The organism is Coprococcus sp. RTP21204st1_G4_RTP21204_210225, assembly GCF_040915385.1.
GTDB classification, from domain to species: domain Bacteria; phylum Bacillota; class Clostridia; order Lachnospirales; family Lachnospiraceae; genus Allocoprococcus; species Allocoprococcus comes.
Genome location: NZ_JBCPDP010000006.1, coordinates 181,008 through 201,488, shown reverse-complemented (window position 1 = coordinate 201,488; position 20,481 = coordinate 181,008). Strand labels below are relative to the sequence as shown.

23 protein-coding genes are annotated in these 20,481 nt (G+C 43.2%); 1 reads left to right on the top strand and 22 read right to left on the bottom strand.

Annotated features, from left to right (window positions below; all coding sequences use genetic code 11):
- Nucleotides 1-78 precede the first annotated feature (78 nt).
- From AB5213_RS08135 to AB5213_RS08095, 9 genes are all read right to left on the bottom strand, one after another.
- The gene (locus tag AB5213_RS08135; RefSeq protein WP_215633761.1) at nucleotides 79-1,611 is read right to left on the bottom strand and encodes a sigma-70 family RNA polymerase sigma factor; all 1,533 of its coding nucleotides are present in this window, start codon (nucleotides 1,609-1,611) and stop codon (nucleotides 79-81) included.
- A 171-nt stretch (nucleotides 1,612-1,782) separates the two neighbouring features.
- The gene (locus AB5213_RS08130; protein WP_215633762.1) at nucleotides 1,783-2,271 is read right to left on the bottom strand and encodes a zinc ribbon domain-containing protein; all 489 of its coding nucleotides are present in this window, start codon (nucleotides 2,269-2,271) and stop codon (nucleotides 1,783-1,785) included.
- A gap of 98 nt (nucleotides 2,272-2,369) precedes the next feature.
- Nucleotides 2,370-3,344, bottom strand: a complete 975-nt coding sequence (locus tag AB5213_RS08125; protein WP_055248986.1) for an alpha/beta fold hydrolase — start codon at nucleotides 3,342-3,344, stop codon at nucleotides 2,370-2,372.
- Nucleotides 3,345-3,464: 120 nt separating this feature from the next.
- The gene (locus AB5213_RS08120) at nucleotides 3,465-3,569 is read right to left on the bottom strand and encodes a dockerin type I domain-containing protein (protein ID WP_082424237.1); all 105 of its coding nucleotides are present in this window, start codon (nucleotides 3,567-3,569) and stop codon (nucleotides 3,465-3,467) included.
- A 130-nt stretch (nucleotides 3,570-3,699) separates the two neighbouring features.
- Nucleotides 3,700-4,656, bottom strand: coding sequence for a carbohydrate kinase (locus AB5213_RS08115; protein ID WP_215633763.1), 957 nt, complete (start codon nucleotides 4,654-4,656; stop codon nucleotides 3,700-3,702).
- Between the two features lie 18 nt (nucleotides 4,657-4,674).
- Nucleotides 4,675-6,141, bottom strand: a complete 1,467-nt coding sequence (locus tag AB5213_RS08110; protein WP_055156383.1) for a glycoside hydrolase family 32 protein — start codon at nucleotides 6,139-6,141, stop codon at nucleotides 4,675-4,677.
- A gap of 13 nt (nucleotides 6,142-6,154) precedes the next feature.
- Nucleotides 6,155-7,837, bottom strand: a complete 1,683-nt coding sequence (locus AB5213_RS08105) for an ABC transporter substrate-binding protein (protein ID WP_349096132.1) — start codon at nucleotides 7,835-7,837, stop codon at nucleotides 6,155-6,157.
- 21 nt (nucleotides 7,838-7,858) lie between these two features.
- The gene (locus AB5213_RS08100) at nucleotides 7,859-8,755 is read right to left on the bottom strand and encodes a carbohydrate ABC transporter permease (protein WP_215633766.1); all 897 of its coding nucleotides are present in this window, start codon (nucleotides 8,753-8,755) and stop codon (nucleotides 7,859-7,861) included.
- 12 nt (nucleotides 8,756-8,767) lie between these two features.
- Entirely contained in the window at nucleotides 8,768-9,706 is a 939-nt protein-coding gene (locus AB5213_RS08095) for a sugar ABC transporter permease (protein ID WP_008372969.1), read from the bottom strand.
- 213 nt (nucleotides 9,707-9,919) lie between these two features.
- Between AB5213_RS08095 and AB5213_RS08090 the strand changes: the two genes are divergently transcribed.
- Nucleotides 9,920-10,945, top strand: coding sequence for a LacI family DNA-binding transcriptional regulator (locus AB5213_RS08090; RefSeq protein ID WP_368276582.1), 1,026 nt, complete (start codon nucleotides 9,920-9,922; stop codon nucleotides 10,943-10,945).
- Nucleotides 10,946-11,029: 84 nt separating this feature from the next.
- Here the strand turns inward: AB5213_RS08090 and AB5213_RS08085 are convergent, their stop codons facing one another.
- The 13 genes from AB5213_RS08085 to AB5213_RS08025 all read right to left on the bottom strand — a co-directional run bounded on the left by AB5213_RS08085 (nucleotide 11,030) and on the right by AB5213_RS08025 (nucleotide 20,455).
- Complete coding sequence (locus AB5213_RS08085) at nucleotides 11,030-12,664, bottom strand: Na/Pi cotransporter family protein (protein WP_055297488.1); 1,635 nt, start codon at nucleotides 12,662-12,664, stop codon at nucleotides 11,030-11,032.
- A 148-nt stretch (nucleotides 12,665-12,812) separates the two neighbouring features.
- Nucleotides 12,813-13,169, bottom strand: a complete 357-nt coding sequence (locus AB5213_RS08080) for a SpoVA/SpoVAEb family sporulation membrane protein (protein WP_022220978.1) — start codon at nucleotides 13,167-13,169, stop codon at nucleotides 12,813-12,815.
- 13 nt (nucleotides 13,170-13,182) lie between these two features.
- Nucleotides 13,183-14,193, bottom strand: a complete 1,011-nt coding sequence (gene spoVAD, locus AB5213_RS08075; protein ID WP_022220979.1) for a stage V sporulation protein AD — start codon at nucleotides 14,191-14,193, stop codon at nucleotides 13,183-13,185.
- Nucleotides 14,194-14,209: 16 nt separating this feature from the next.
- Nucleotides 14,210-14,668, bottom strand: a complete 459-nt coding sequence (locus AB5213_RS08070; RefSeq protein WP_368276581.1) for a SpoVA/SpoVAEb family sporulation membrane protein — start codon at nucleotides 14,666-14,668, stop codon at nucleotides 14,210-14,212.
- Nucleotides 14,669-14,680: 12 nt separating this feature from the next.
- Entirely contained in the window at nucleotides 14,681-15,097 is a 417-nt protein-coding gene (locus tag AB5213_RS08065) for a stage V sporulation protein AB (protein WP_022220980.1), read from the bottom strand.
- On the bottom strand, nucleotides 15,087-15,722 hold the full coding sequence (locus AB5213_RS08060) for a stage V sporulation protein AA (protein WP_175305347.1): 636 nt from the start codon (nucleotides 15,720-15,722) through the stop codon (nucleotides 15,087-15,089). Before AB5213_RS08060 ends, AB5213_RS08065 begins: the two co-directional genes overlap by 11 nt.
- Nucleotides 15,706-15,888: a hypothetical protein gene (locus AB5213_RS08055; protein ID WP_044999057.1), complete on the bottom strand. Its 183-nt coding sequence runs from the start codon at nucleotides 15,886-15,888 to the stop codon at nucleotides 15,706-15,708. The genes AB5213_RS08060 and AB5213_RS08055 overlap by 17 nt, the downstream gene beginning before the upstream one ends.
- Before the next feature lie 74 nt (nucleotides 15,889-15,962).
- On the bottom strand, nucleotides 15,963-16,682 hold the full coding sequence (gene sigF / locus AB5213_RS08050; RefSeq protein WP_008372953.1) for an RNA polymerase sporulation sigma factor SigF: 720 nt from the start codon (nucleotides 16,680-16,682) through the stop codon (nucleotides 15,963-15,965).
- Nucleotides 16,661-17,131: an anti-sigma F factor gene (gene spoIIAB, locus AB5213_RS08045; protein ID WP_117557783.1), complete on the bottom strand. Its 471-nt coding sequence runs from the start codon at nucleotides 17,129-17,131 to the stop codon at nucleotides 16,661-16,663. Before spoIIAB ends, sigF begins: the two co-directional genes overlap by 22 nt.
- A complete protein-coding gene (locus tag AB5213_RS08040) occupies nucleotides 17,131-17,445 on the bottom strand; it encodes an anti-sigma factor antagonist (protein ID WP_008372950.1) in 315 nt (104 codons plus the stop codon). Before AB5213_RS08040 ends, spoIIAB begins: the two co-directional genes overlap by 1 nt.
- A 193-nt stretch (nucleotides 17,446-17,638) precedes the next feature.
- A complete protein-coding gene (locus AB5213_RS08035; RefSeq protein WP_368276580.1) occupies nucleotides 17,639-19,009 on the bottom strand; it encodes a tetratricopeptide repeat protein in 1,371 nt (456 codons plus the stop codon).
- Nucleotides 19,010-19,020: 11 nt separating this feature from the next.
- Nucleotides 19,021-19,155, bottom strand: coding sequence for a hypothetical protein (locus AB5213_RS08030; protein WP_022220983.1), 135 nt, complete (start codon nucleotides 19,153-19,155; stop codon nucleotides 19,021-19,023).
- Nucleotides 19,148-20,455 (bottom strand): folylpolyglutamate synthase/dihydrofolate synthase family protein, encoded by a 1,308-nt coding sequence (locus AB5213_RS08025; protein ID WP_118217691.1) that lies wholly within the window; start codon nucleotides 20,453-20,455, stop codon nucleotides 19,148-19,150. The genes AB5213_RS08030 and AB5213_RS08025 overlap by 8 nt, the downstream gene beginning before the upstream one ends.
- Between the last annotated feature and the right edge of the window lie 26 nt (nucleotides 20,456-20,481).

Below are 20,481 nucleotides of genomic sequence, written 5' to 3'. Positions count from 1 at the left end.
TATATTTTTCTCGTTTATATTATTAAGACGAGTCAAAATCTAGTTTGGTTTTAAAAACAAGAAAAAATTTTTATTTTTTTAATAATGACTGATCTGGTTGATGATCTCATGGTATGAAACAGCTTCATTGCCCAGTGCTTCCGGCTTTCTGTTTCCAAACAATTTCTTTAATTTCTTTTCATATTTCTTATTTGTGACTTCTTTTCCATCCCATTTATACCGGAAAACATAGTCTCCGTTTTCATCATACTCCGGATTCATATTATCTTCCATTCCATATTCGCCATCACCGATCTGTACCCATTTCCCATCTTTGATTTCAAAAACACGGTCATAAAAAACACCCATATTTCCGTCATTGTTGTCCAGTACATTGCCGCCCGGAATATACCACATCCCGATCCGGTAGATCTCTTCTTCCCGGATTCCATCCGGTGTACAGGTCGCTACGGTCGCACCATCCGCCATGCAGGATCCAACCCGCACGATCTCGGGTACATCATCTCCATTCATGTCAAAGAGTTCAAACCTTGTATCATCACTCCACTTTCCAACCCAGTCTTTGTAAGCCGCCTGCCATTCTTCTTTGGTAACCTTCTGCTCTTTTGCCTGGTGGATATGATATCCCGCAACAGCACCTCCGCCAATCACTGCCGCTCCTACAACTCCGGCAACAGCCTTTGTACCAATGATTTTCCCTGCTGCCTTTCCTGCCGCACTCTTTACAATCTTTCGTCCGGCTGCCTGCCCGTTCTTTACCGGATCTGTCTTCCTGATTCCACTTTTACCCGAACCGGTATTTCCGCTTGTGGGTGCACTTCCGCTTTTTACGATGCCGGCACCCTGTCTCACCAGTTCTTTCCCAAATGAACCAGGCACCGATATCGTCTGCTCGCCCTCTCTGAGCATCCAGAGTATAAACGGAAGCGGCGCTACGCTGTATAATTTTGTTCCTTTTCTTTCCAGTTCTTCTACATCATTTCTGATCTTTTTCCGGGCATAATTCAATCTGCTCTTTACTGTTCCGGTCGAACATCCAAGTGCATCTGCAATGTCTGAAACCGACAATTCCTCATAATAATACATCAGCACACACAACTTCTGATCTTCTGGCAGACCGTCCAGAATTTCTTTCATCAATCGCTTTGTCTCTGCATAATCCACGGACTCTTCCGGTGAAAATGTCAGATTCTCATCTGCAATTGTATCTTCAAATTCCCGGTCATCATCCCCTGTCGGTATATCAGAAAATAGCTGCGGCTTCTTCTTTTTCAGCCAGTCTTTACATTTGTTTGCCACAATGCAGTTGAACCAGCTTTTCAACCGCTTTGGATCCTCAATCTGCTTCAGATTACGGAATGCAGAAATATAGGCATCCTGCATGATATCCATTGCATCCTGCTCATTTTTCACCATCTGAAGTGCGATTGCAAACCCTTGCACATAAGTCAGATTGTAAATTTTCTCCAGAGCGTTCTCTTCTCCGGCGGCAGCTTTTTCTATCATCTCTTTCAGATCATTTTTTTCTTGATAATTGACATTCTTCGCTCCACAGTTTCCGCAGAATTTCTGATCACTCCTGATTTCTTTCCCACATCTGGTGCAATACATGTTTTCTGTCCTCCAACACATCAACCGGTCGTTCCTGTGTAAGCACAAATCTGTAACCGGCTCATCATATACCTAAAAGACCGGATAGAATAACTCCTATCCGGCTTTTTGCATATACTCTTTCATTTTTTTACATTCTGACCTGCGTTTCATCATTCGATGCTTTGCCTTCTAGTTTTCCTCAGTTGTCTTATCGTCTTCTATCTTTGTTCCACAGTTTGTACAGAATACAGCCCCCTCTTCCAGTGGCTTTCCACAGGCCTTGCACACTTTCACTTCTGCCTTTTCCTCCGGTTGTTCTGCCGGTGCTTCCAGTGCCGCTCCACAGTAAATACAGAATTTACTTCCAGGGTTCACTTTCTTTCCACACTGCGGGCAGATCTCTTCTGTCGATAATTTTTCAATCATCTCTTTGTTGACCGCGATCTCATCCTGCAGGGATTTGATCTGTACGGCAAGCTCCGGCATCTTTTCCATGCATTCGTCCCTGTAATTGGCATAATATGTACTGCCTATCTGATAAATAACTTTTTCAATTTCTTTTTCTTTCGTCTTATTTAAATTTGTCAGGCGGAAAATCTCTGTCGTATCCTTTGCCTTCTGTGATAAATCCTGACCGGTTTCTGCCAGGCTACTTTTCAGATTATCAAAAAATCCCATTTGTCTCATTCCTTTCTGTAAATTTTATCTTACCACTTTTCTTGCATTTATCAATAAGCAATTTGTATAATTTACAGCCTCTTTACAATCTTTAAAAATCATGATTCAAAAAAATCAAACACTTTCTTCCAATATTCTTCCGCAATCGTATTTTCCGCATTGAATATCTCATGCTTGGACTCTGGGAACTTCACAAGCTCGGCACTTTCCGGTCTGTTCTTGTTTAGTTTTCGCACAAAACGTTCCTGCGCTGCATTCGACACCAGATTATCCTTGCCTGCCGAAAAGAGCATGACAGGTGCTTCGATCTTCTTCCATCCGGTCTTTTCCAGATACCGGTTCAGACGCATTGCATTTCCGAGCCATCCATAAGACGGTGCGTTCAGATGATAATGGGCTTCCTTCGTCCTTTTTTCTTCATAATACTCAAATCTCGGACGGGAAAGGGAGCAGCTCTCTTCAAATTTTCCTGGCTCCTTGTATGGCTTCTGACCGACTACATATTTTTTGTTCCTTCCCACCTTACAGGATGTCTTTGCGATCGCCTTTGCCACATGCCACGGCACCCCTCCGGTCAGTGGGCGGATCATCGGTGACGACAGAATTACCTTCTCAAACATTTCCGGTGCTCTTGCCGCAACTGCTGCCGCAATTCCACCTCCCATAGAATGTCCGTACAGATAAATCTTCATCCCCGGATTGTCCTCTTTTGCCTTCTTGGTTACAAAGATAAAGTCCTCTACATAACGTTCAAAGCTGTCCAGATGCACCAGGGATTCATCTTCTGTCAGACGATAGCTGAAGCCATGTCCGCAGTGCTCCGGAAGATATACGCTAAAACCTTCTTTTGCAAAATAATAGGCGATCTCCTTATATTTTTCCGCGTTTTCAATAAATCCATGTGACAACATCACAACCGCATGTGGGTTCTCCGGAACATAATGCATACAGTGGATCTTCTGCCCTGCATGTCTTTCCAGATAGAATTCCGTTCCGATAGATACAAGATACGGTTCTACGATGGTCTGCATTTCTTCTTTGTAGTTACTTTCCTGTAAAATAGGTGTCTGCATGTGTGATAACCTCCCCGATAGATTTTGGTTCGTACTTTTTATTTTCTGATATGATTATAGCAGAGAGGGGAACTCTCTGCTATAGGATTTCTGTATACAGTTCTTTAAAGTTGTTTAAAATTATAAAGTTGCGCTTTTTCCACTTACATAATTCAGCAATCGCATTAAATCTGTAATCGTTACGTTTCCATCTCCATTGATATCCGCTGCATGACTTTCGAATATCCTTTGGCTTAAATATCGTATACATCACAAGTTAATTATAACAGAAAGAAAGACCTTGAGTTCATTATAAACTCTTGGCCTTTCTTTTTTGGGGAACTATTCTTTTTTCACAGCCCCTTTCTCTCCACATTTAGTGATGTCCTGCAATCAATGCCTCAATTTCTTCCGGTCGTGGCATCACCCGCAATGCTCCCTTACGTGTTGTGATAATTGATGCGGCAGCATTTGCATAAGTCAGCATTTCCTTTAAATTTTTCTCAGTCAGATTTTCTAGTCCATGTTTACATATGTAATGCAAAACACATGCACAAAATGTATCTCCGGCACCAGTTGTTTCTATTGTATTTTCGTTTATAAAAGGTGCTTTTTCAACCATCCTGTCCTGATAATAAGCTCTACTGCCTTCTTTTCCCATAGATACCAGGATAAGCGGGATATCATATTTCTCCCTGATCCATTTTACAGCCTCTGTATAGTCATTTTTTCCTGTCAGCCACTGAATTTCATTATCTGAAATTTTCAGGATATGACACTGTCCCAGACCATACAATACCTGCTCTCTTGCCTCATCCATTGAATTCCACAATGGCTCACGTATATTAGGATCAAATGAAATGATCGCACCAGCCTGTTTTGCAATTGCAACTGCTTTTTTTGTCGCTCTGCGTACTTTCTCATGTGTCATAGACAGGGTTCCAAAATGAAAAATCCGTGTCTCAAGAATTAATTCCTCTGGAATTTCCTCTTCTGTCAGCATCATATCCGCTCCCGGATTTCGATAAAAAGAGAAATCTCTGTCACCATCCGGATAAGTATGAACCAATGCCAATGTCGTATGTACTTTATCATCTTTTCTCAGACCGGTCACATTGATTCCAATTTCTTTAATTGCATCTTCCAATTGCTTTCCAAAAAAATCATTTCCTACTTTTCCAATAAAAGCCGTTTTGTGTCCCAACTTCGTTAACATTGCCAGAACATTGCATGGTGCCCCTCCCGGATTTGCCTCAAACAATGGGTTTCCCTGGCTACTAATACCATTTTCTGTAAAATCAATCAGCAATTCCCCTAAAGCTACTACGTCCATTTCTTATTCTCCTGCTTTTTACATTATAATATCATGCTTTTCAACACTCATTGTCATTTTTTTATCGCTGAAAAAATAAATATCTTTCGCATTCAGAGGCGTACAGATTGCAGTGGTCGCCGTCTGCTGTCCATCATTGATAAAAAGTTCGATCGAATGATAATCCAGGATAAAACGCATCTTTTTAAGCCCTGCCGGATCCTCAATTCTGAATTTTCGTACACATACCACATCTTTTGTAACACCGCAGTATGTACGGTCGATTTCCAGAAGTCTGGTTTCCTTATTATAGGTATAACTCGTTTCATACTCACTATCTGCTGCCAGTTTGATAGAAAAGATTGTATTTTCTCCATCTTCCAGTGTCACCGTAAGATCAATTGTGCGTCCCTCTACTCCTGCAAGCACTGTCTCGCCTTCGATTTCTGCGTGTTCATAGCAACATGGATTCTGATGATAATTTTCCAGTTCTTTCACCGGATTCTGCCAGATACGGTTTTCTTTTATCTCCAATTCTCTCGGAAATGTCATCATTCCCTGCCAGTCCTGCGAATTCGGTATCACACAGGCATCCCATGATTTCATCCATGCGATCATAATCCGTCTGCCATCCGGAAGTTCTGTTGTCTGTGGAGCATAGAAGTCCATACCATAGTCAAGTGTATGCGGCTGTTCTTTGCTGAATCTGCATCTGTTTGCATCGTAGTCTCCTAAAAAATACACCGAATTATGTCCATTGTGAAACTCATATTTCCGCGCCTTCATATCCTGTGGCGAACAGATCAGCACATGTTTGTCTTTTAAAGCAAAGAAATCCGGGCATTCCCACATCGTTCCTATATCACCATTTTCATTTGATGCCAGAATTGTCTCAAATTTCCAGTCTGTCAGATTTTTGCTCGAACAAAGCACAACTTGCCCAACCTGATTATCATTCTTATTTCCAACGATCAGATAATAGGTATCGTTTTCTTTCCAGATCTTCGGGTCGCGGAAATCAATCCGGCTGCATCCTTCTGGCAGCATCTCACCTGTCACAACCGGATTCTTTTCATACTTTACATAATCTTTTCCATCACCAAATGCGATACACTGATTCTGCCGTTCCTGCTCACTTCCATCTGCCTGCTTTACTCTGGTAACTCCGGTATATACAAGTACATGCTTTCCATCTGCTTCAATCGCACTTCCGGAAAAACATCCTGCCTTATCATATTCCTGATCCGGTGCAATCGCTGCCGGAAGCTGCTCCCAGCGGACCATATCATCAGTCACGCTATGTCCCCAATGCATTGGTCCCCACTCTCTCTGATATGGATTGTACTGATAGAACAAATGTATTTTCCCATCATATACGGAAAAACCATTCGGATCATTGATCCATCCGGTCGGTGCCGTAACATGGAACAGTGGTTTGGTCGTTTTCTTTACATACACTTGTTTTTCTGTCTCATAATTTCTTGCTTTTTCTAACATCTCACTCATGCATTTTCTCCTACTACTTATTCTCTTCTGAAAGCGATTTCTGGTACTGGTCGAAATATTTCTGTTTAATAGCCAGATAATCGGAAAGTCCGTACTTTTCCATTTTATCAAGGTAAGAATCCCACTCTTTTTCGATTCCACCATTTAAGATCCAGTCGGCTTTCTTCTGCTCTGCATATTTTTTGATGTCGGTATCATACTGTGACACTTTATTGGTATCTTCGATACTCATGAATACATTTGGATATACATATTTGCTGTTCATATCTTTCAGATAGGTTTCATGCATATTGTCCAGACGCCATTTTGCATCCTCCGGCTGTGTCACATATACACCATAATACTCATTGAGTACTGCAAGCGGTCCATTAACCGACTGTGCTTCACGGACTTCTACCGGTGACTGCTCTCCAAGATCAAGATGTTTCAACATCTTTTCTCCGTTTTCATTCGTAGACATCTCAAAAATATTAAAAGAATCTTTCTCTCCATAGCTTCCCCAGTTGTTCTGCGGTGACTGCAGCGGTGCATACATCTGATCGATCCAGGCAGCTGCAAGTGCTGTGTCTTTGCAGCTGGTCGTCAATACACATCGTCCCCGGTCAAATCCACTGGTCTCACTGTTATTCTGTCTCGTAATGTTTGTCACTCCGGTCGGCCCTGTCAGTGCCGGAAGCATTACATAATCCGTATTATTATCAATATTGGCAATGTCCCAGGTAAAACAGAGACCATATCTGTGATTTTTTCCTTTTGCCACATAGGTAGACCATTCCTGTGTAAATGCTTCCGGATCCACCAGATCCTCTGTTACCAGTTTATGTAGCCACTCAATGCCTTCTTTATAGCCCTCCTGAACGGTTGTATAGATAACCTCTCCATCATCCGTTACAGCAAAATGATCTCCTGTGTCTCCATATCCTTCCCCAAATCCATTGATCAGGATTGCCGGATCCTGATCTCCATTATTGATAATAAATGACATCGGAATCACATCACCATCAATCTGGAATTCTTTCTTCAGATCATCTGCATGGTCACGGAATGCGATCAGTACCTGTTCCAGTTCATCTGTTGTAGTTGGTACTTCCAATCCCAGATAATCAAGCCATTTCTTATTGATATATGGAATATCTCCAATCGCCTGAATTGCTTCCTTTCCAGCTCCAAGCTGCTCGATCCACGGGAATGAATAAATGTGACCATCCGGTGCGGTACACATCGTACGGTACTCCGGATATTTTTCAAATACAGCCTGCAGATTCGGCATATATTTATCGATCAGATTTTCAAGCGGGATAATGATTCCCTGCTTTGCATAACGAAGCAGATCATAATCACTCATTCCTGCATTAAACAGCCCATCCGGAAGATTTCCGAACTGAGCCAGCGCAAGGTTCTTCTTATCCGAGAACTGATCCGCCACAAAACAAGTCCAATCGATATGTACGTTTGTCTCTTTTTCAAGTCTCTTAAAAATGATACGCTCATTCGGATTCTGCGTTGATGTTGCAGGAGCATTTGTAATGAATGATAATTCAGCTTTTTCTTTCAGTGGAAACTGAACCTCTGATACCGGAGTATCCGGATTGGTTTCCGCCTTCATCTGCTCTTCTTTTCCACATCCTGCCATCCCAATTATAATCGAAAATGTCAAACCTAATGCTAACACTCTTTTTCTATTTTTTTTCCACATATCTGCATATTTCCTTTCTGACTATCCCTTCACAGAACCAACCATAATTCCTTTATCGAAGTATTTCTGGAAGAATGGATACATTACCAGCAATGGTAAACTTGACACAACGATAGTTGCATATTTCAGCTGTTCTGCTACTTTTGCCATCTCTGCTGTACTCTGGATATCTGCGATCATTCCCGGCTGAGGTGTATTCTGAACGAGGATCGATCTGAGAACCAGCTGCAGTGGCTGCAGGTTTGCATCATTTAAATATATCATCGCATCAAAGTAGCTGTTCCACATTCCAACAAATGACCACAGTGCCAGTACTGCGATAATCGGTTTGCATACCGGAAGCATAACCTTGAAAAAATGTTGGATTTCCGTTGCTCCGTCAATTGCGGATGCTTCACGCAGTTCTTTCGGAATAGACTGGTAATAGGTTCTTGCAAGAATCATATTCCAGACATTAAATGCACCAGGGATTAAAATTGCCCAAATCGTATTTACCATGTGCAGCTGATTGATCAAAATAAAAGTCGGAATCATTCCGCCACCAAAAAACATTGTGATCAGAAAGATTATATTAAAGAATTTTCTTCCTACAAATTCCTTTTTTGACATCGGATACGCTGCAAGTAAAGTTACAAAGACGGAGATCGCGGTAAATGCAATTGAATACAAAAAAGAATTCAAAAAGCCCCGCCAGATCATATCATTTTCCAGCACACGCCGGTATGCATCTAACGTCCAGTCTTTTATATGAAAACTTAATCCCTGGTTATTTAATACGGTCGGATCCATAAAGGATGCCAGAACTACATAGATCAGCGGAATTAAAATTGAAAGAACAAATACCCCAAGGAACACATATGCAATTCCCAAAATGATCCGATCTGTTCGTGAATATTTGATTTTCTTTGTTCCATTCATTTCACGTTCCTCCTATAATCCTTCACCATCATTCAGCTTCTTTACTACCCAGTTTACAAAAATAAGTAAAATCACATTGATTACGGAGTTGAACAGTCCAACTGCTGTCGAATATCCATAATCTCCGTTTAATAGTCCGATCCGGTATACATAAGTCGATAATATTTCAGATGCCGGTAAGTTCATATCTGTCTGCAGCGCATATGCTTTTTCAAAACCAATACTCATAATATTTCCTGCCTGTAAGATAAACTGGATCACAATAATGTCTTTGATCGCCGGAAGTTCTACATACCAGATCTGCTGCAGCAGATTTGCTCCATCCATACGTGCTGCTTCTTCCAGTTCTTTGCTCGCATTCGATAGTGCTGCAGTATACATGATCGAAGCCCACCCGGCTCCCTGCCAGATTCCACTTGCAATATAGATTGTTCGAAATGCAGCAGGCATCGTCATCCAGTTCGTGCTGATTCCCAAAAGTTTATTCATAGGTCCAACCGGTGACAAAAACATACGGACCATTCCGCAAAGTACAATAACAGACACAAAGTTTGGAGCATAGATCAAAAGCTGGATCTTCTTTTTGATCCCCTGTTTGCGGATCTGGTTAAGTAAAAGAGCTAAAATGATCGGAACCGGAAATCCCCAAAGTAATCCATAAATGCTCAGTTTCAATGTATTAAGCAGGTAATTCATAAAATCCGGTGAAGATAAAAACCGCTTAAAATACTCAAGTCCTACCCATGTACTTCCAAATACGCCCTTGATAACGTTATAATCTTCAAACGCAATCAGCAGTCCCCCCATTGGAAGATACTTGAATATAATGGTTAATATAAGTGCCGGCATCAGGAAAAACACATATAACTGCCAATTTTTCTTTACATAAGCCAGCTTACTTGCCATCGTTCGTTTTCCCATTGCCCTGGTTTGTTTCTGCATCCTTTTCATGCAACTATTCCTCCATTCCCTTTGTCCTTCTCGCTGTATAACCGGTAAAGTAACCGGTTACTTTATAACTGAATAGTACCATATAATAATCTCTCTGTCAATGCTTTTGTTTGTAAAAGTTACCGGTTACATAACTAGTTATTTTATAGTTGCCTTTTCGACTTTTAGTTGCTATACTATGAATAAGAATTTTTAAAGGAGTCTATTGATTTTATGACCAAGAAACAAGTTACATTTGCTGACATTGCCGAATATACCAATTTTTCAAAAACAACAATTTCCAGATATTTTAATCACCCTGATTCTCTGACACTTGAGAATCAGGAAAAAATATCACAGGCACTTGATGCTTTGGGATATAAAAAGAATAAACTGGCAAAAGTTTTAGCAAATGGAAAAAGTGAATTTGTCGGTATTATTGTACCAAATCTCTATCTGCACTATTATTCTGAGATGCTTACGCAGTTACTTTCCAGTTATTCAGACTATCATTATAAGTTTCTTGTTTTTGTCAGCGATCGTGGTCCGGAAGAAGAAGAACAGTATATTGATGAACTTATGGCATATCAGATTGAAGGACTTATTGTATTGAGTCATACACTTTCTTCTGAGAAGCTGGCATCTTATCAGATACCAGTCATTGCCATCGAAAGAGAAGCTAAGTATATCTGTAGTGTAACAACCGACAACTATATGGGTGCACTACAGGCAACAAATCTCCTGATCCGCGATAAATGTGATATCCTGGTTCATATCAATGCCAATGTTCCCGATTTTGTACCGGCATATAGCCGAATTCTAGCATTTAAAGAAACCTGTCAGGAACATAACGTTCCTTATGAACTGAATCTGAATGTAACTGGAGATTCTTATCAGGATATTTTTGCACAAATGCATCGTATTTTTACGGACATCGATGAAAAATATGCTGATAAAAAGAAAGGTATCTTTCTTTCAAATGATACCTATGCCAATATGTTTCTTAATCTTATTTTTCAAAAATATGGTTATTTCCCTGACACATACGAATTGGTAGGGTTTGACAATTCTCCGATTGCAAGTGAAGCTATCCTTCCAATCACAACCGTTGGACAGCAAATCGATCTGATCGCCAAAACCTCCATGGAACTGCTTGTACAGCAAATGGAAGAACGTAAAAAGCGAAAACCTGTACCACTTGCCGAACCCATTCATAAACAAATTACCCCCATACTTATTCGTAGAAAAACAACAAGTTAATACGGCATTACTCCCAATTCTTAACGATTCGAAAAAAGTGCATGCAGCCGTCAGGCCACATGCACTTTTGCATTTTCCTATCTTCTATTCCGCCAGCACTTCTTCCGCAATATTTCTGGCATGGTCGGAAATTCTTTCCAGGCATACCAGAGAATCAAGGAATACCACTCCAGCTTCTGTGTTACACTGCTGGTTGGTAAGACGCTTGATATGCTTTGCACGGAGGGAAATCTCCAGCCCGTCTGCCTCTGTTTCTTTCTCGATGGTCTTTAACGCACTTTCGCGGTCATTGGACTCAAAGGCTTCCAACGCATACAGATAACTTGCAATGCAGACATCCAGCATCTTGTTCAGATGTTCCACTCCAACCTCAGAGAAATCCACCTGCTTTTCCAGCAGTGATTCCGCGAACTCAGAAATGTTTTCGCAGTAATCACTGATACGTTCCATATCCGACACGATCTGGAGCATATGCGCCACCTCTTCATGCTCACGTTCATTGATCTGCAGAGTCGACAGCTTGATCGCATAGGATGTGATACCGGCACTTAACCGGTCTACCTTGCTTTCTTCTTCCTTCAGGAACGTAATCTGTTCTTCTTTTCGTTCGAACATAACTTTTCTTGCAACCTCCAGAGAATCTGCAACCACATGTCCCATTCGGACAAGCTCGGAAACGGTTGACTGAATCGCGATACCAGGGGTCTCCAGCATACGGTCATCCAGAAGGACTACACTTTCATCCTGTACCTCTTCTTCCACATGTCCGATCTTCTTGGCAAGCTTGATGATCCAGTCAGAAACCGGGAACAGCAGAACGGTTGTCACAATATTGAATACCGTATGCACCATACTGATCTGTGTCTGGGTGATATTTCCATGCGCCCATGCCGGATTCACAATACTCAGATATGCAATCGCAATAATACTGAAAATGATCGTTCCGATGATATTAAAGATCAGATGCATCAGCGCTGCGGTTTTCGCATTTTTCTTTGCACCCACACTGGACAGGATTGCAGTTACGCAGGTACCGATATTCTGTCCCATGATAATATAGATTGCTGCGCCAAACGGTACAAGACCTGCTGCTGCAAGGCTCTGCAGGATTCCAACCGATGCAGATGAACTCTGGATGATCGCCGTAACTGCTGCACCCGCCACAATTCCAAGCAACGGATTGTGTCCCAGTGATACGAAAATATTGCAGAATGCTGCATTATCTTTCAGTGGTTCCACCGCTGAGGACATGGATGAAATCCCGACAAATAAAAGTCCGAAACCAACCACAATACTTGCGATATCTTTTGTCGAACGCCTCTTTCCGGTCAGCATAATGATCACACCGATCATGATCGCAACCGGTGCCAGATTGGACGGACTTAAAAATTTGGCCCATTCCACACTAGATACCAGCCATCCGGTAACTGTTGTACCGATGTTCGCACCCATGATAACTCCCATCGCCTGCTGAAGGTTCATGATACCGGCATTTACAAAACCAACTACCATGACGGTCGTTGCAGATGAGCTCTGGATCACTGCGGTAATGAACGCTCCAAGCAATACGCCGAAGAACTTATTCTTTGTAAGTGCTTCAAGCAATGACTTCATCCGGTTGCCGGCAGCATTTTCCAGCCCCTGTGCCATGATCTGCATTCCATAAATGAACATACCAAGGCCTCCGACAAACGGAATAATGATACTTGTGTACTTCATAGTCGTGTTATCTCCTCTTATGTACTTTTTCTTTTTCACTCTGATTCTTATTTTACAGGCCATTTACACAGCCACGATTTCATCTTAACATCATTTTTCTCCCTGTACAATAAATTTTCTTTCGTAGTTCTGACGAAAATTATTCCCATTACCCCTTCATCTTTGGTTCAAATATCCATGATGCAATGTACCCAAAAATCAATGCGCCGCTGATTCCTGCCGCACTTGCCTTGAATCCTCCAAGAAAAATTCCGATAAATCCTTCCTTGTCGACTGCCTCTTTTACCCCGTTCCATAAAGTATTTCCAAAACCGAGCAGTGGCACGCTCACGCCCGCCCCCGCATACTCCTGCAGTGGTTTAAATATCTGTACAAAACCAAGAATACAGCCAAGTACCACCAGGCTTACCATGACTCTTCCCGGCATCATTTTCGTCCGGTCAAGCAGGATCTGCGCCAGTGCACAGATGAGTCCTCCTACCCAGAATGCATTGATATAGTCCATTTTCTTTCCTCCTTTAACAATGTTCCAGCACAATTCCATGTGCAATTCCCGGAACGCTTTCTCCTTCATTGAAGCTGACCGTCGACATCAGCGCCCCCGTTGGTACAAAAAGGATCCTTTTCCACTCCCCCGATATCAGCTGTGGCATAATATATGCTGCAAGAGTGATCGCCGCGCAGCCACAGCCGCTTCCACCGGAATTGGTATGCTGTGTCTGCTGATCGAAGATCGTCATTCCGCAGTCCATATGATTTTCTTTGATATCCAGCCCTTTCTTACGAAGCAGGTCAAATAAAATCGATTGTCCCACATAGCCCAGGTCTCCGGTAATGATCCGGTCGTAATCCTTTTCACCCCTTCCAAAATCCATAAGATTCTGCAGAATCGTATCACACGCTGCCGGTGCCATACACGCTCCCATATTCTGTGAATCCTTCAGCCCATAATCCACAATTTTCCCAATCGTCACTCCACTGATCCGCACCCGGCTTTTCTTTTTTCCTACCAGAAAGGCTCCGCTTCCTGTCACTGTCCAGGTAGAAGAAAGTGGTCTCTGATTCGCATAGCCAAGTGGAAAACGGAATTCTTTTTCTGCACTTCCAAAATGACTCGATGTTGCAGCAAGCACCAGATCTCCATAGCCTGCCGCCACAGTCATTGCAGCAAGGGCAAGTGCCTCTCCGGATGTGGAACATGCGCCGAAAAGACCAAACACCGGGATCTGAAGTTCTTCCGCCCCCATCGATGTAGCAATTCCCTGTCTTAAAAGATCACCGCCAAAGAGATAGCGTACCTCCTCCGGCTGTACTCCCGCATTTTTCAATGCCAGCTTACACGCAAGCTTCTGCATTGTTCCTTCTGCAAGCTCCCAGGTTTTCTCTCCGAAAAGGTCATCCTCCGATGCAATATCAAAATATTTTCCAAGTGGCCCTTCTCCTTCTTTTTTTCCGGCAACCGATCCGGCGCTTACCAGATACGGACTTTCCGAAAATGCAATACTCTGCGTTCCTTTCATCGCATTCATGTCCATCCCTCCTTGCTCACACAATTCCGATCATCGTCCCAATCCAATAGAACAGTCCCAGAACCCAGCTGGTGAAAACTCCGTACAGGATCACAGGTCCTGCGATCGTAAATATCTTGCAGCCAATTCCGAAAACCTGCCCCTCTTTTTTGTATTCAATTGCCGGCGCCGCAACGGAATTGGCAAATCCGGTGATCGGCACCAGTGCTCCCGCTCCTCCCCAGTTCGCGATCTTCGGATAGATTCCAAATCCGGTCAGCACCACACTTGCCAGGATCAGGATCAATGAACACCAGCTTGCAGAAATATCCTTTGACATTCCCGCCTTTTCGCACGCATTTAAGATCGTCTGTCCAATCGTACAGATGATCCCGCCGGTCACGAATGCTTTTGCCATCGCAGGTCCAGGCTTCCTGACCGGTGTTTTCTCTTTTACATATGTTTCATACTCTTTTTCTTTCTCTTGTTGCTTCATTTTCTCCTCCAGTTACCATCTTTTATAGAAAAACAGAAGTGCTCCAAGGCTTTTCCCAAGCGCCATCCCAAAAATCAGCCATGGCACACATTTCAGAATTTTGATCCTCCGGATAAAAATCGGAAAAATATTCAGGATTTCCGCAAGTGCCATTGACCAGCAACCAACAAAAATTCCGGAAAAAAGTCCAAACACCGGAACGATCCATTTGCCGCCAGGCATCGCGAGCCCGTATACCCAGAAAATATTTCCAAGGATCCCACCTGCCATAATGCAGTTTTCATACAGCATGACATGCTTCCCGGTATGTGTCCGGTCTGCAAAATCTGACACTACGCCAAGTCCGATAATAAATGAAAACAGTCCTGCCGCGACTGCAAATCCGGATGCAAGACCAACCACCGCCACCAGAATCTGCCTAATCCACATCGACTTCTTTTTCCTTTCTCGCATAAACTTCGATCAAAGTTTCCTGAATATCATTTTCATACAAACGCATTTCCACTTCCATCGGCGTCGGATCTGCTGTAAATTTCTTTCTTCCTAAATGATTGAAGAAAATCAGGATCCCTACGATCAACCCGATGCAGTAAGTCAGCTCTATCAGGGTAAATCCATTCGATTCTTCTCCGGTAAGAAGCAGATAAATCCGGGAAAACATCTTTGTCACCGACACATCATTATTAAATGCCATGATGGAAAATGCTGCTCCGATAAATGTGATTCCCGCAACTACAACCACTTTAATTCCCTGCCAGATAGCATTTCGTTTTTTCTCCCCTTCATAGGTAATGATCAGGTCACTTTCTCCTTCGTTTTGAATCTGTAGTCCGGGAATTTCCCGATGGATACATTCTATGATTTTCAGAACAGACACCACATATCTGTGCTGTTCTTTTTTCGGGATTTTCAGGATCCGCAGTGGTTTAATCCTGTTCATGATGGAAGAATTGCTGCATTCCATTGTCAGGATATCTCCCAATGTCACATTTGGTTCTTTCACCTCGGTATTCTTTTCCCCTTTGATATAAAGTATTTCATTTCCCGAAGACATCTGTATCCGTCCTTTCTTTTACCGGTAGCGCCTGCCAGATCAGCGTTCCTTCACTTACCTGGTCTGTCCCCCGGACGTCATTATAATAGTAGATCATTCCGATCAGAACAGCTGTCAGCAGGGCACAAAGAACACAGCCCCAGATATATTTTTTTCTTCTTTCCAATCGCATCCGCCTCCTTTGTGATCTGTTTCAGATAGGAAATAGTATCCCTGTTTTTCCAGAAAACATACATCCTTTTATTCTTTTGCGTGTTCCCGCATGGTTTTCAGGATCTTTTTCTCCATCCGCGATACCTGCACCTGGGAAATTCCAAGCTCTTCGCCGATTTCTGTCTGCGTCTTATCTGCAAAATAGCGCAGATACAGAAGCTTTCTCTCGTCTTTTTTTAATTCTTTTATCAGCTCTGTAAGCAGAAGATGATCCAGGATCTTTTCTTCTGCACCGCCTGTATCTGCAATCTTTTCCAACAGCATTACTTCATTTCCATCTTTCATACCGACCGGTCTGTGAAGCGATTCCACTTCTCCTGCTGCCTCCATCGCCATCACCAGCTCTTCTTTTTCCACACCCGTTTCTTCCGCAATTTCTTCCAGCAGCGGTTCTCTTCCAAGCTTTTCCGTGAGCGCCTCCTTTGCCTGATATGCTTTATATGCAATCTCTTTTAAGGAACGGCTGACCTTCAACATCCCGTCATCACGCAGAAAACGCTTTATTTCTCCTGTGATCATCGGAACTGCATAGGTAGAAAATTTCACATCATAGCCCAGATCAAACTTATCGATCGCTTTTAAAAGCCCGATGCTTCCGATCTGAAATAAATCCTCTGCCTCTGTGCCCCGTCCGTAAAATCTTTTCACCACACACCAGATCAGACCGGTGTTTTCCTCCACAAGCTGTGCCCTCGCATTTTCATCCCCTTCGTGAGCCCGTCTGATCAATGCGATTGTGTGGTCCATACAGCTTCCTTCTTTTCCCCTCCTGTCGTTTTCTTCATCCAAACCGTAGTCCCTTTTCCAGGCACAGATTCCACCTGTACTTCATCCATAAATGCCTCCATAAATGCAAATCCCATCCCGGACCGATCCATATCCGGCCTGGTCGTATAGAGTGGCTCCATCGCCTGCTCCACGTTTTCGATACCGATGCCGTGATCCTTCACTGTGACTAGAATGGTCTTCTTATCTTTTTCAATCCCGCACCAGACCGTGATCTTTCCGGACGTCCGTCCCTCATATCCATGTATAATGCTGTTCGTCACTGCTTCGGAGACCGCTGTCTTCACGTCTGCCACTTCCTCCAGAACCGGATCCATCTGCGTCATAAACGCAGCCACTGCCACCCTTGCAAATCCCTCATTCTCCGATCTGCTGTCAAAAACTACTTCCATCTCGTTAAAATATTCCATTACATCATTCCCTCCTCATAAATCTGTATGATCTTCGTCACGCCGGACATATTCAGAATCTGCCGCATCCGTTCACTTGTATGTATCGCCCATACTTCCCCGCCAAGAAGAAAGATATGCCGGTACCGTCCCATGATCACTCCAATCCCGGAACTGTCCATAAAATTCGTTCTTCCAAAATCAAAGATCACATATTTGATATGTTGTTCCTCGATCACCTTATCCGCCTCCCGTTTGATCTCCTCCGCATTGTGATGATCCACCTCCGCCGGAAGAAAAATCGTAAGACAATTTTCTTTGATCTGATACTGCATTTTTGCTTAAACCCCTTTCTGTCTTTTTTATTTATACAAATACGCCAACAGCCTTGATGGATTTATAAAAAGAGTGCGCATTTACGGCACGTAGTGCCTTTTGTTTTATAGGAAGTTCCTTCGGAATTTCCTATAAAACAAAAGAGAAAGTAACGCCTTTTTTCGCTACTTTCTCTTTTGTGCCTTTTATATTTTATTGTCCCTGGGTGCCTGTTCCACCGGAAGTATTCTCCGAAGTTCCATCTGATCCCATTGCATCCAGTGCGCTCTGTGCCGAATATGCTGCCTGTGTTCCCGGATAATCGGTCGCTGCTTTTTCGTAATTGCTCTTTGCATTGTCTTTATCACCTTTACCGGCATACGCGTCTCCAAGAAGCTTGTACACACCACCATCACTATAAGAGTCATCCATCTTCTTGATCTTTTCAAGATCCGAAATGGCATCATCATAATTTCCACTCTGCACTTCATACTGCGCGGTCGAATACAGGCTCACACATACTCGTGGGAACACGGAACCGGAGATCGAATCGTAGATTTTCTGTCCCTCTTCTCCCAACGAATCCCTGTTCAGTCCAAGCAACGTATCTGCCATATCCGCATTGCTCGTTGTTCCGCCATAATACTGCTGATATACCTTGATCAGGGCATCATAGCTGTCCTGTGTGGATGCGGCGGTCTGCTTTGCCGATTCTACCTCATCACTGCTGTTACGGTATCCCTCCAGTTCATCCTTAAGCGTCTGGATCTGTGTCTTCTGTGAAGCTATCTGCTCGCTTAGTGCAATGACATTCCGGTTTTTTGTAGACGACTTTGTCTGGTTTACCGCCGGAGCGATCAGGAACCACACCACTGCCGCTCCAACCACCATACCGATCAGAATATTGACAACTGTCATCACTGCCGCATTGTCTCGCAGTGTTGCTGCAGGCTGGATGATCGTCTCATTTCCCAGATTGTATGTGACAACCGACTGTCTGCCATGCTTTTCCTCTTTAATATGTGCAACCTGCCGATTCCGCTGACGGTTCATCTCATGCATATACCGGAGCGTAATATCATTCGTCACATCCAGCTTGAGTGCCGTCTTCAGGCTCTGTCTTGCTTTGGAATACTGTCCGGAATGCATATAAAGAAGTGCCAGAAGCTGATATGCCTTCAGGAAAGACGGATGTGCCACAACCACCTTTTTCAGCTGGATGATCGCAAGATCTTCTCCATTCTGTCTGCAGTATCCAAGACACTGGTTGTATTTGTGAACTGCCTGATTCACCTTCTCCAGCTCACTTGGATTATCCTGAACCTTACTGATATAGTAGCTGGCAATATTCTCTGAAGCCCTGAAGTTTTTACTGATGATCCACTCTACAAGAGCCTCCGCTACTTCTCCACGTCCATAATAGACAAGTCCGAGAAGATTCCTCGCTGTGATATTTTCTCTGTTAAACTGCAAACTTCTTTTTAACGACACAATTGCCCCGGACAGATCCCGGATCTGCGCTTTCTTCAGTCCATCATTGTACCAGTAGTTCGACTGGTACTCGAGTTTCTGCTTATAGTCCATCAAAATCTCCCCTATTTTTTCTGATCCATCATCTCTCTTAAGATATCTGTCATATCAGACAGATCCTCCTGATATACTGCATTCTCGATATCTTCTACTTCCAGACTTGGTTTGAACTTCTTAAGTTCTTCTTCAAAATTAAGCATCTTCTCCTCCTATCAGTTCTTTTAACTCCCCTACCAGATAGAGCGACCCCAGACAGTAAAGTTTCCCTTCGCTGCCCTTTTCATTCAATGCACGTGTAAATGCATCAGCAAGCGTGTCCTCCCGATAGACCGGTCTGTCTGTATACTTCCGGAACAACGCGGCAAGTGTATCTGCCTGCGCTCCCCTTTTATTGTCTACTTTGGCAATGACATAAGCATCTGCTTTCGATTCTCTGCATAAAAGCTCGATCATATGACTGTAATCCTTATCTGCAACGGCTGAAAAAAGGATTATCAGTGGATGGATTTCCCCTTCCGCCTCTCTTTGCAGCCGGATACTCTTTGTAAATTCACGGATTGCCGCAAGATTATGTGCCCCGTCAAAGATAACTCCGGGAAGAACCTCTTCCATTCTTCCCTGCCATTTAACAGATGCAACCACCTTCTGCCATTTGCAGATTTCTGCCTTGTCGCCAAATGTATATCTCATCGCCCGGATTGCAAGTGCTGCGTTCATCACCTGATAGATTCCGGTGCTGGCCACCTGCCACACGGTATTATTATCATACTCATCCAAAATAGAAAAAGCAATATGTTTGTCTGTAATTTCTTGAATTTTCAACGCATCTTTTTCCATTTTATACCACGGTGCTTCTACATTTTCGGCAGTTTCTTCTATAACCCGACTACTTCTTTCATCAGAGCCGTCAAAAAATACCGGTACGCCTTTTTTGATGATTCCGGCTTTTTCTCCCGCGATCTTTTCAATCGTATCTCCAAGGATCTCTGTGTGATCCAGTCCGATCGATGTGATCACGCTCAGGAACGGATGCTCGAAGGAATTAGTCGCATCCAGCCTTCCGCCAAGTCCTGTCTCCAGTACAATATACTCTGCATCATTCTCTTCAAATGCAAGCATACCCATTCCATACAGGAATTCAAAATAAGAAGGATGTTCCAGCCCTTCCTTTTCCAGTTCTTCTGCCACCTGCCGCACCTTTGCAAAAATCCGGCAGAAGGTATCATCGTCAATATCTTTTCCATTGATCCGGATCCGCTCGTTGAGCTTCACCAGATGTGGTGATGTAAAAAATCCGACACGCTTTCCCTCAAAAAGAAGAATCGCCTGCATATATGCGCAGACGCTTCCCTTTCCGTTCGTCCCTGCCACATGAAGAACCTTTCTTCCCTGGCAGGGATTCCCCAATCTTCTCATAAATTCACGGGTATGCAAAAGCGTATGCTTCTTTGTAAATTTTGGTATGTCCTCTATATATCGGACTACTTCTTCATACTTCACAATCTTTCCCGTCTTTCTTAAGCGGA

Bases quoted from the DNA above. Each gene is read 5' to 3' on its own strand.
- AB5213_RS08135 (WP_215633761.1), bottom strand. From the start codon at position 1,611: ATGTATTGCACCAGATGTGGGAAAGAAATCAGGAGTGATCAGAAATTC.
- AB5213_RS08130 (WP_215633762.1), bottom strand. From the start codon at position 2,271: ATGGGATTTTTTGATAATCTGAAAAGTAGCCTGGCAGAAACCGGTCAG.
- AB5213_RS08125 (WP_055248986.1), bottom strand. From the start codon at position 3,344: ATGCAGACACCTATTTTACAGGAAAGTAACTACAAAGAAGAAATGCAG.
- AB5213_RS08115 (WP_215633763.1), bottom strand. From the start codon at position 4,656: ATGGACGTAGTAGCTTTAGGGGAATTGCTGATTGATTTTACAGAAAAT.
- AB5213_RS08110 (WP_055156383.1), bottom strand. From the start codon at position 6,141: ATGAGTGAGATGTTAGAAAAAGCAAGAAATTATGAGACAGAAAAACAA.
- AB5213_RS08105 (WP_349096132.1), bottom strand. From the start codon at position 7,837: ATGTGGAAAAAAAATAGAAAAAGAGTGTTAGCATTAGGTTTGACATTT.
- AB5213_RS08100 (WP_215633766.1), bottom strand. From the start codon at position 8,755: ATGAATGGAACAAAGAAAATCAAATATTCACGAACAGATCGGATCATT.
- AB5213_RS08095 (WP_008372969.1), bottom strand. From the start codon at position 9,706: ATGAAAAGGATGCAGAAACAAACCAGGGCAATGGGAAAACGAACGATG.
- AB5213_RS08090 (WP_368276582.1), top strand. From the start codon at position 9,920: ATGACCAAGAAACAAGTTACATTTGCTGACATTGCCGAATATACCAAT.
- AB5213_RS08085 (WP_055297488.1), bottom strand. From the start codon at position 12,664: ATGAAGTACACAAGTATCATTATTCCGTTTGTCGGAGGCCTTGGTATG.
- AB5213_RS08080 (WP_022220978.1), bottom strand. From the start codon at position 13,169: ATGGACTATATCAATGCATTCTGGGTAGGAGGACTCATCTGTGCACTG.
- spoVAD (WP_022220979.1), bottom strand. From the start codon at position 14,193: ATGAATGCGATGAAAGGAACGCAGAGTATTGCATTTTCGGAAAGTCCG.
- AB5213_RS08070 (WP_368276581.1), bottom strand. From the start codon at position 14,668: ATGAAGCAACAAGAGAAAGAAAAAGAGTATGAAACATATGTAAAAGAG.
- AB5213_RS08065 (WP_022220980.1), bottom strand. From the start codon at position 15,097: ATGTGGATTAGGCAGATTCTGGTGGCGGTGGTTGGTCTTGCATCCGGA.
- AB5213_RS08060 (WP_175305347.1), bottom strand. From the start codon at position 15,722: ATGTCTTCGGGAAATGAAATACTTTATATCAAAGGGGAAAAGAATACC.
- sigF (WP_008372953.1), bottom strand. From the start codon at position 16,682: ATGGACCACACAATCGCATTGATCAGACGGGCTCACGAAGGGGATGAA.
- spoIIAB (WP_117557783.1), bottom strand. From the start codon at position 17,131: ATGGAATATTTTAACGAGATGGAAGTAGTTTTTGACAGCAGATCGGAG.
- AB5213_RS08040 (WP_008372950.1), bottom strand. From the start codon at position 17,445: ATGCAGTATCAGATCAAAGAAAATTGTCTTACGATTTTTCTTCCGGCG.
- AB5213_RS08035 (WP_368276580.1), bottom strand. From the start codon at position 19,009: ATGGACTATAAGCAGAAACTCGAGTACCAGTCGAACTACTGGTACAAT.
- AB5213_RS08030 (WP_022220983.1), bottom strand. From the start codon at position 19,155: ATGCTTAATTTTGAAGAAGAACTTAAGAAGTTCAAACCAAGTCTGGAA.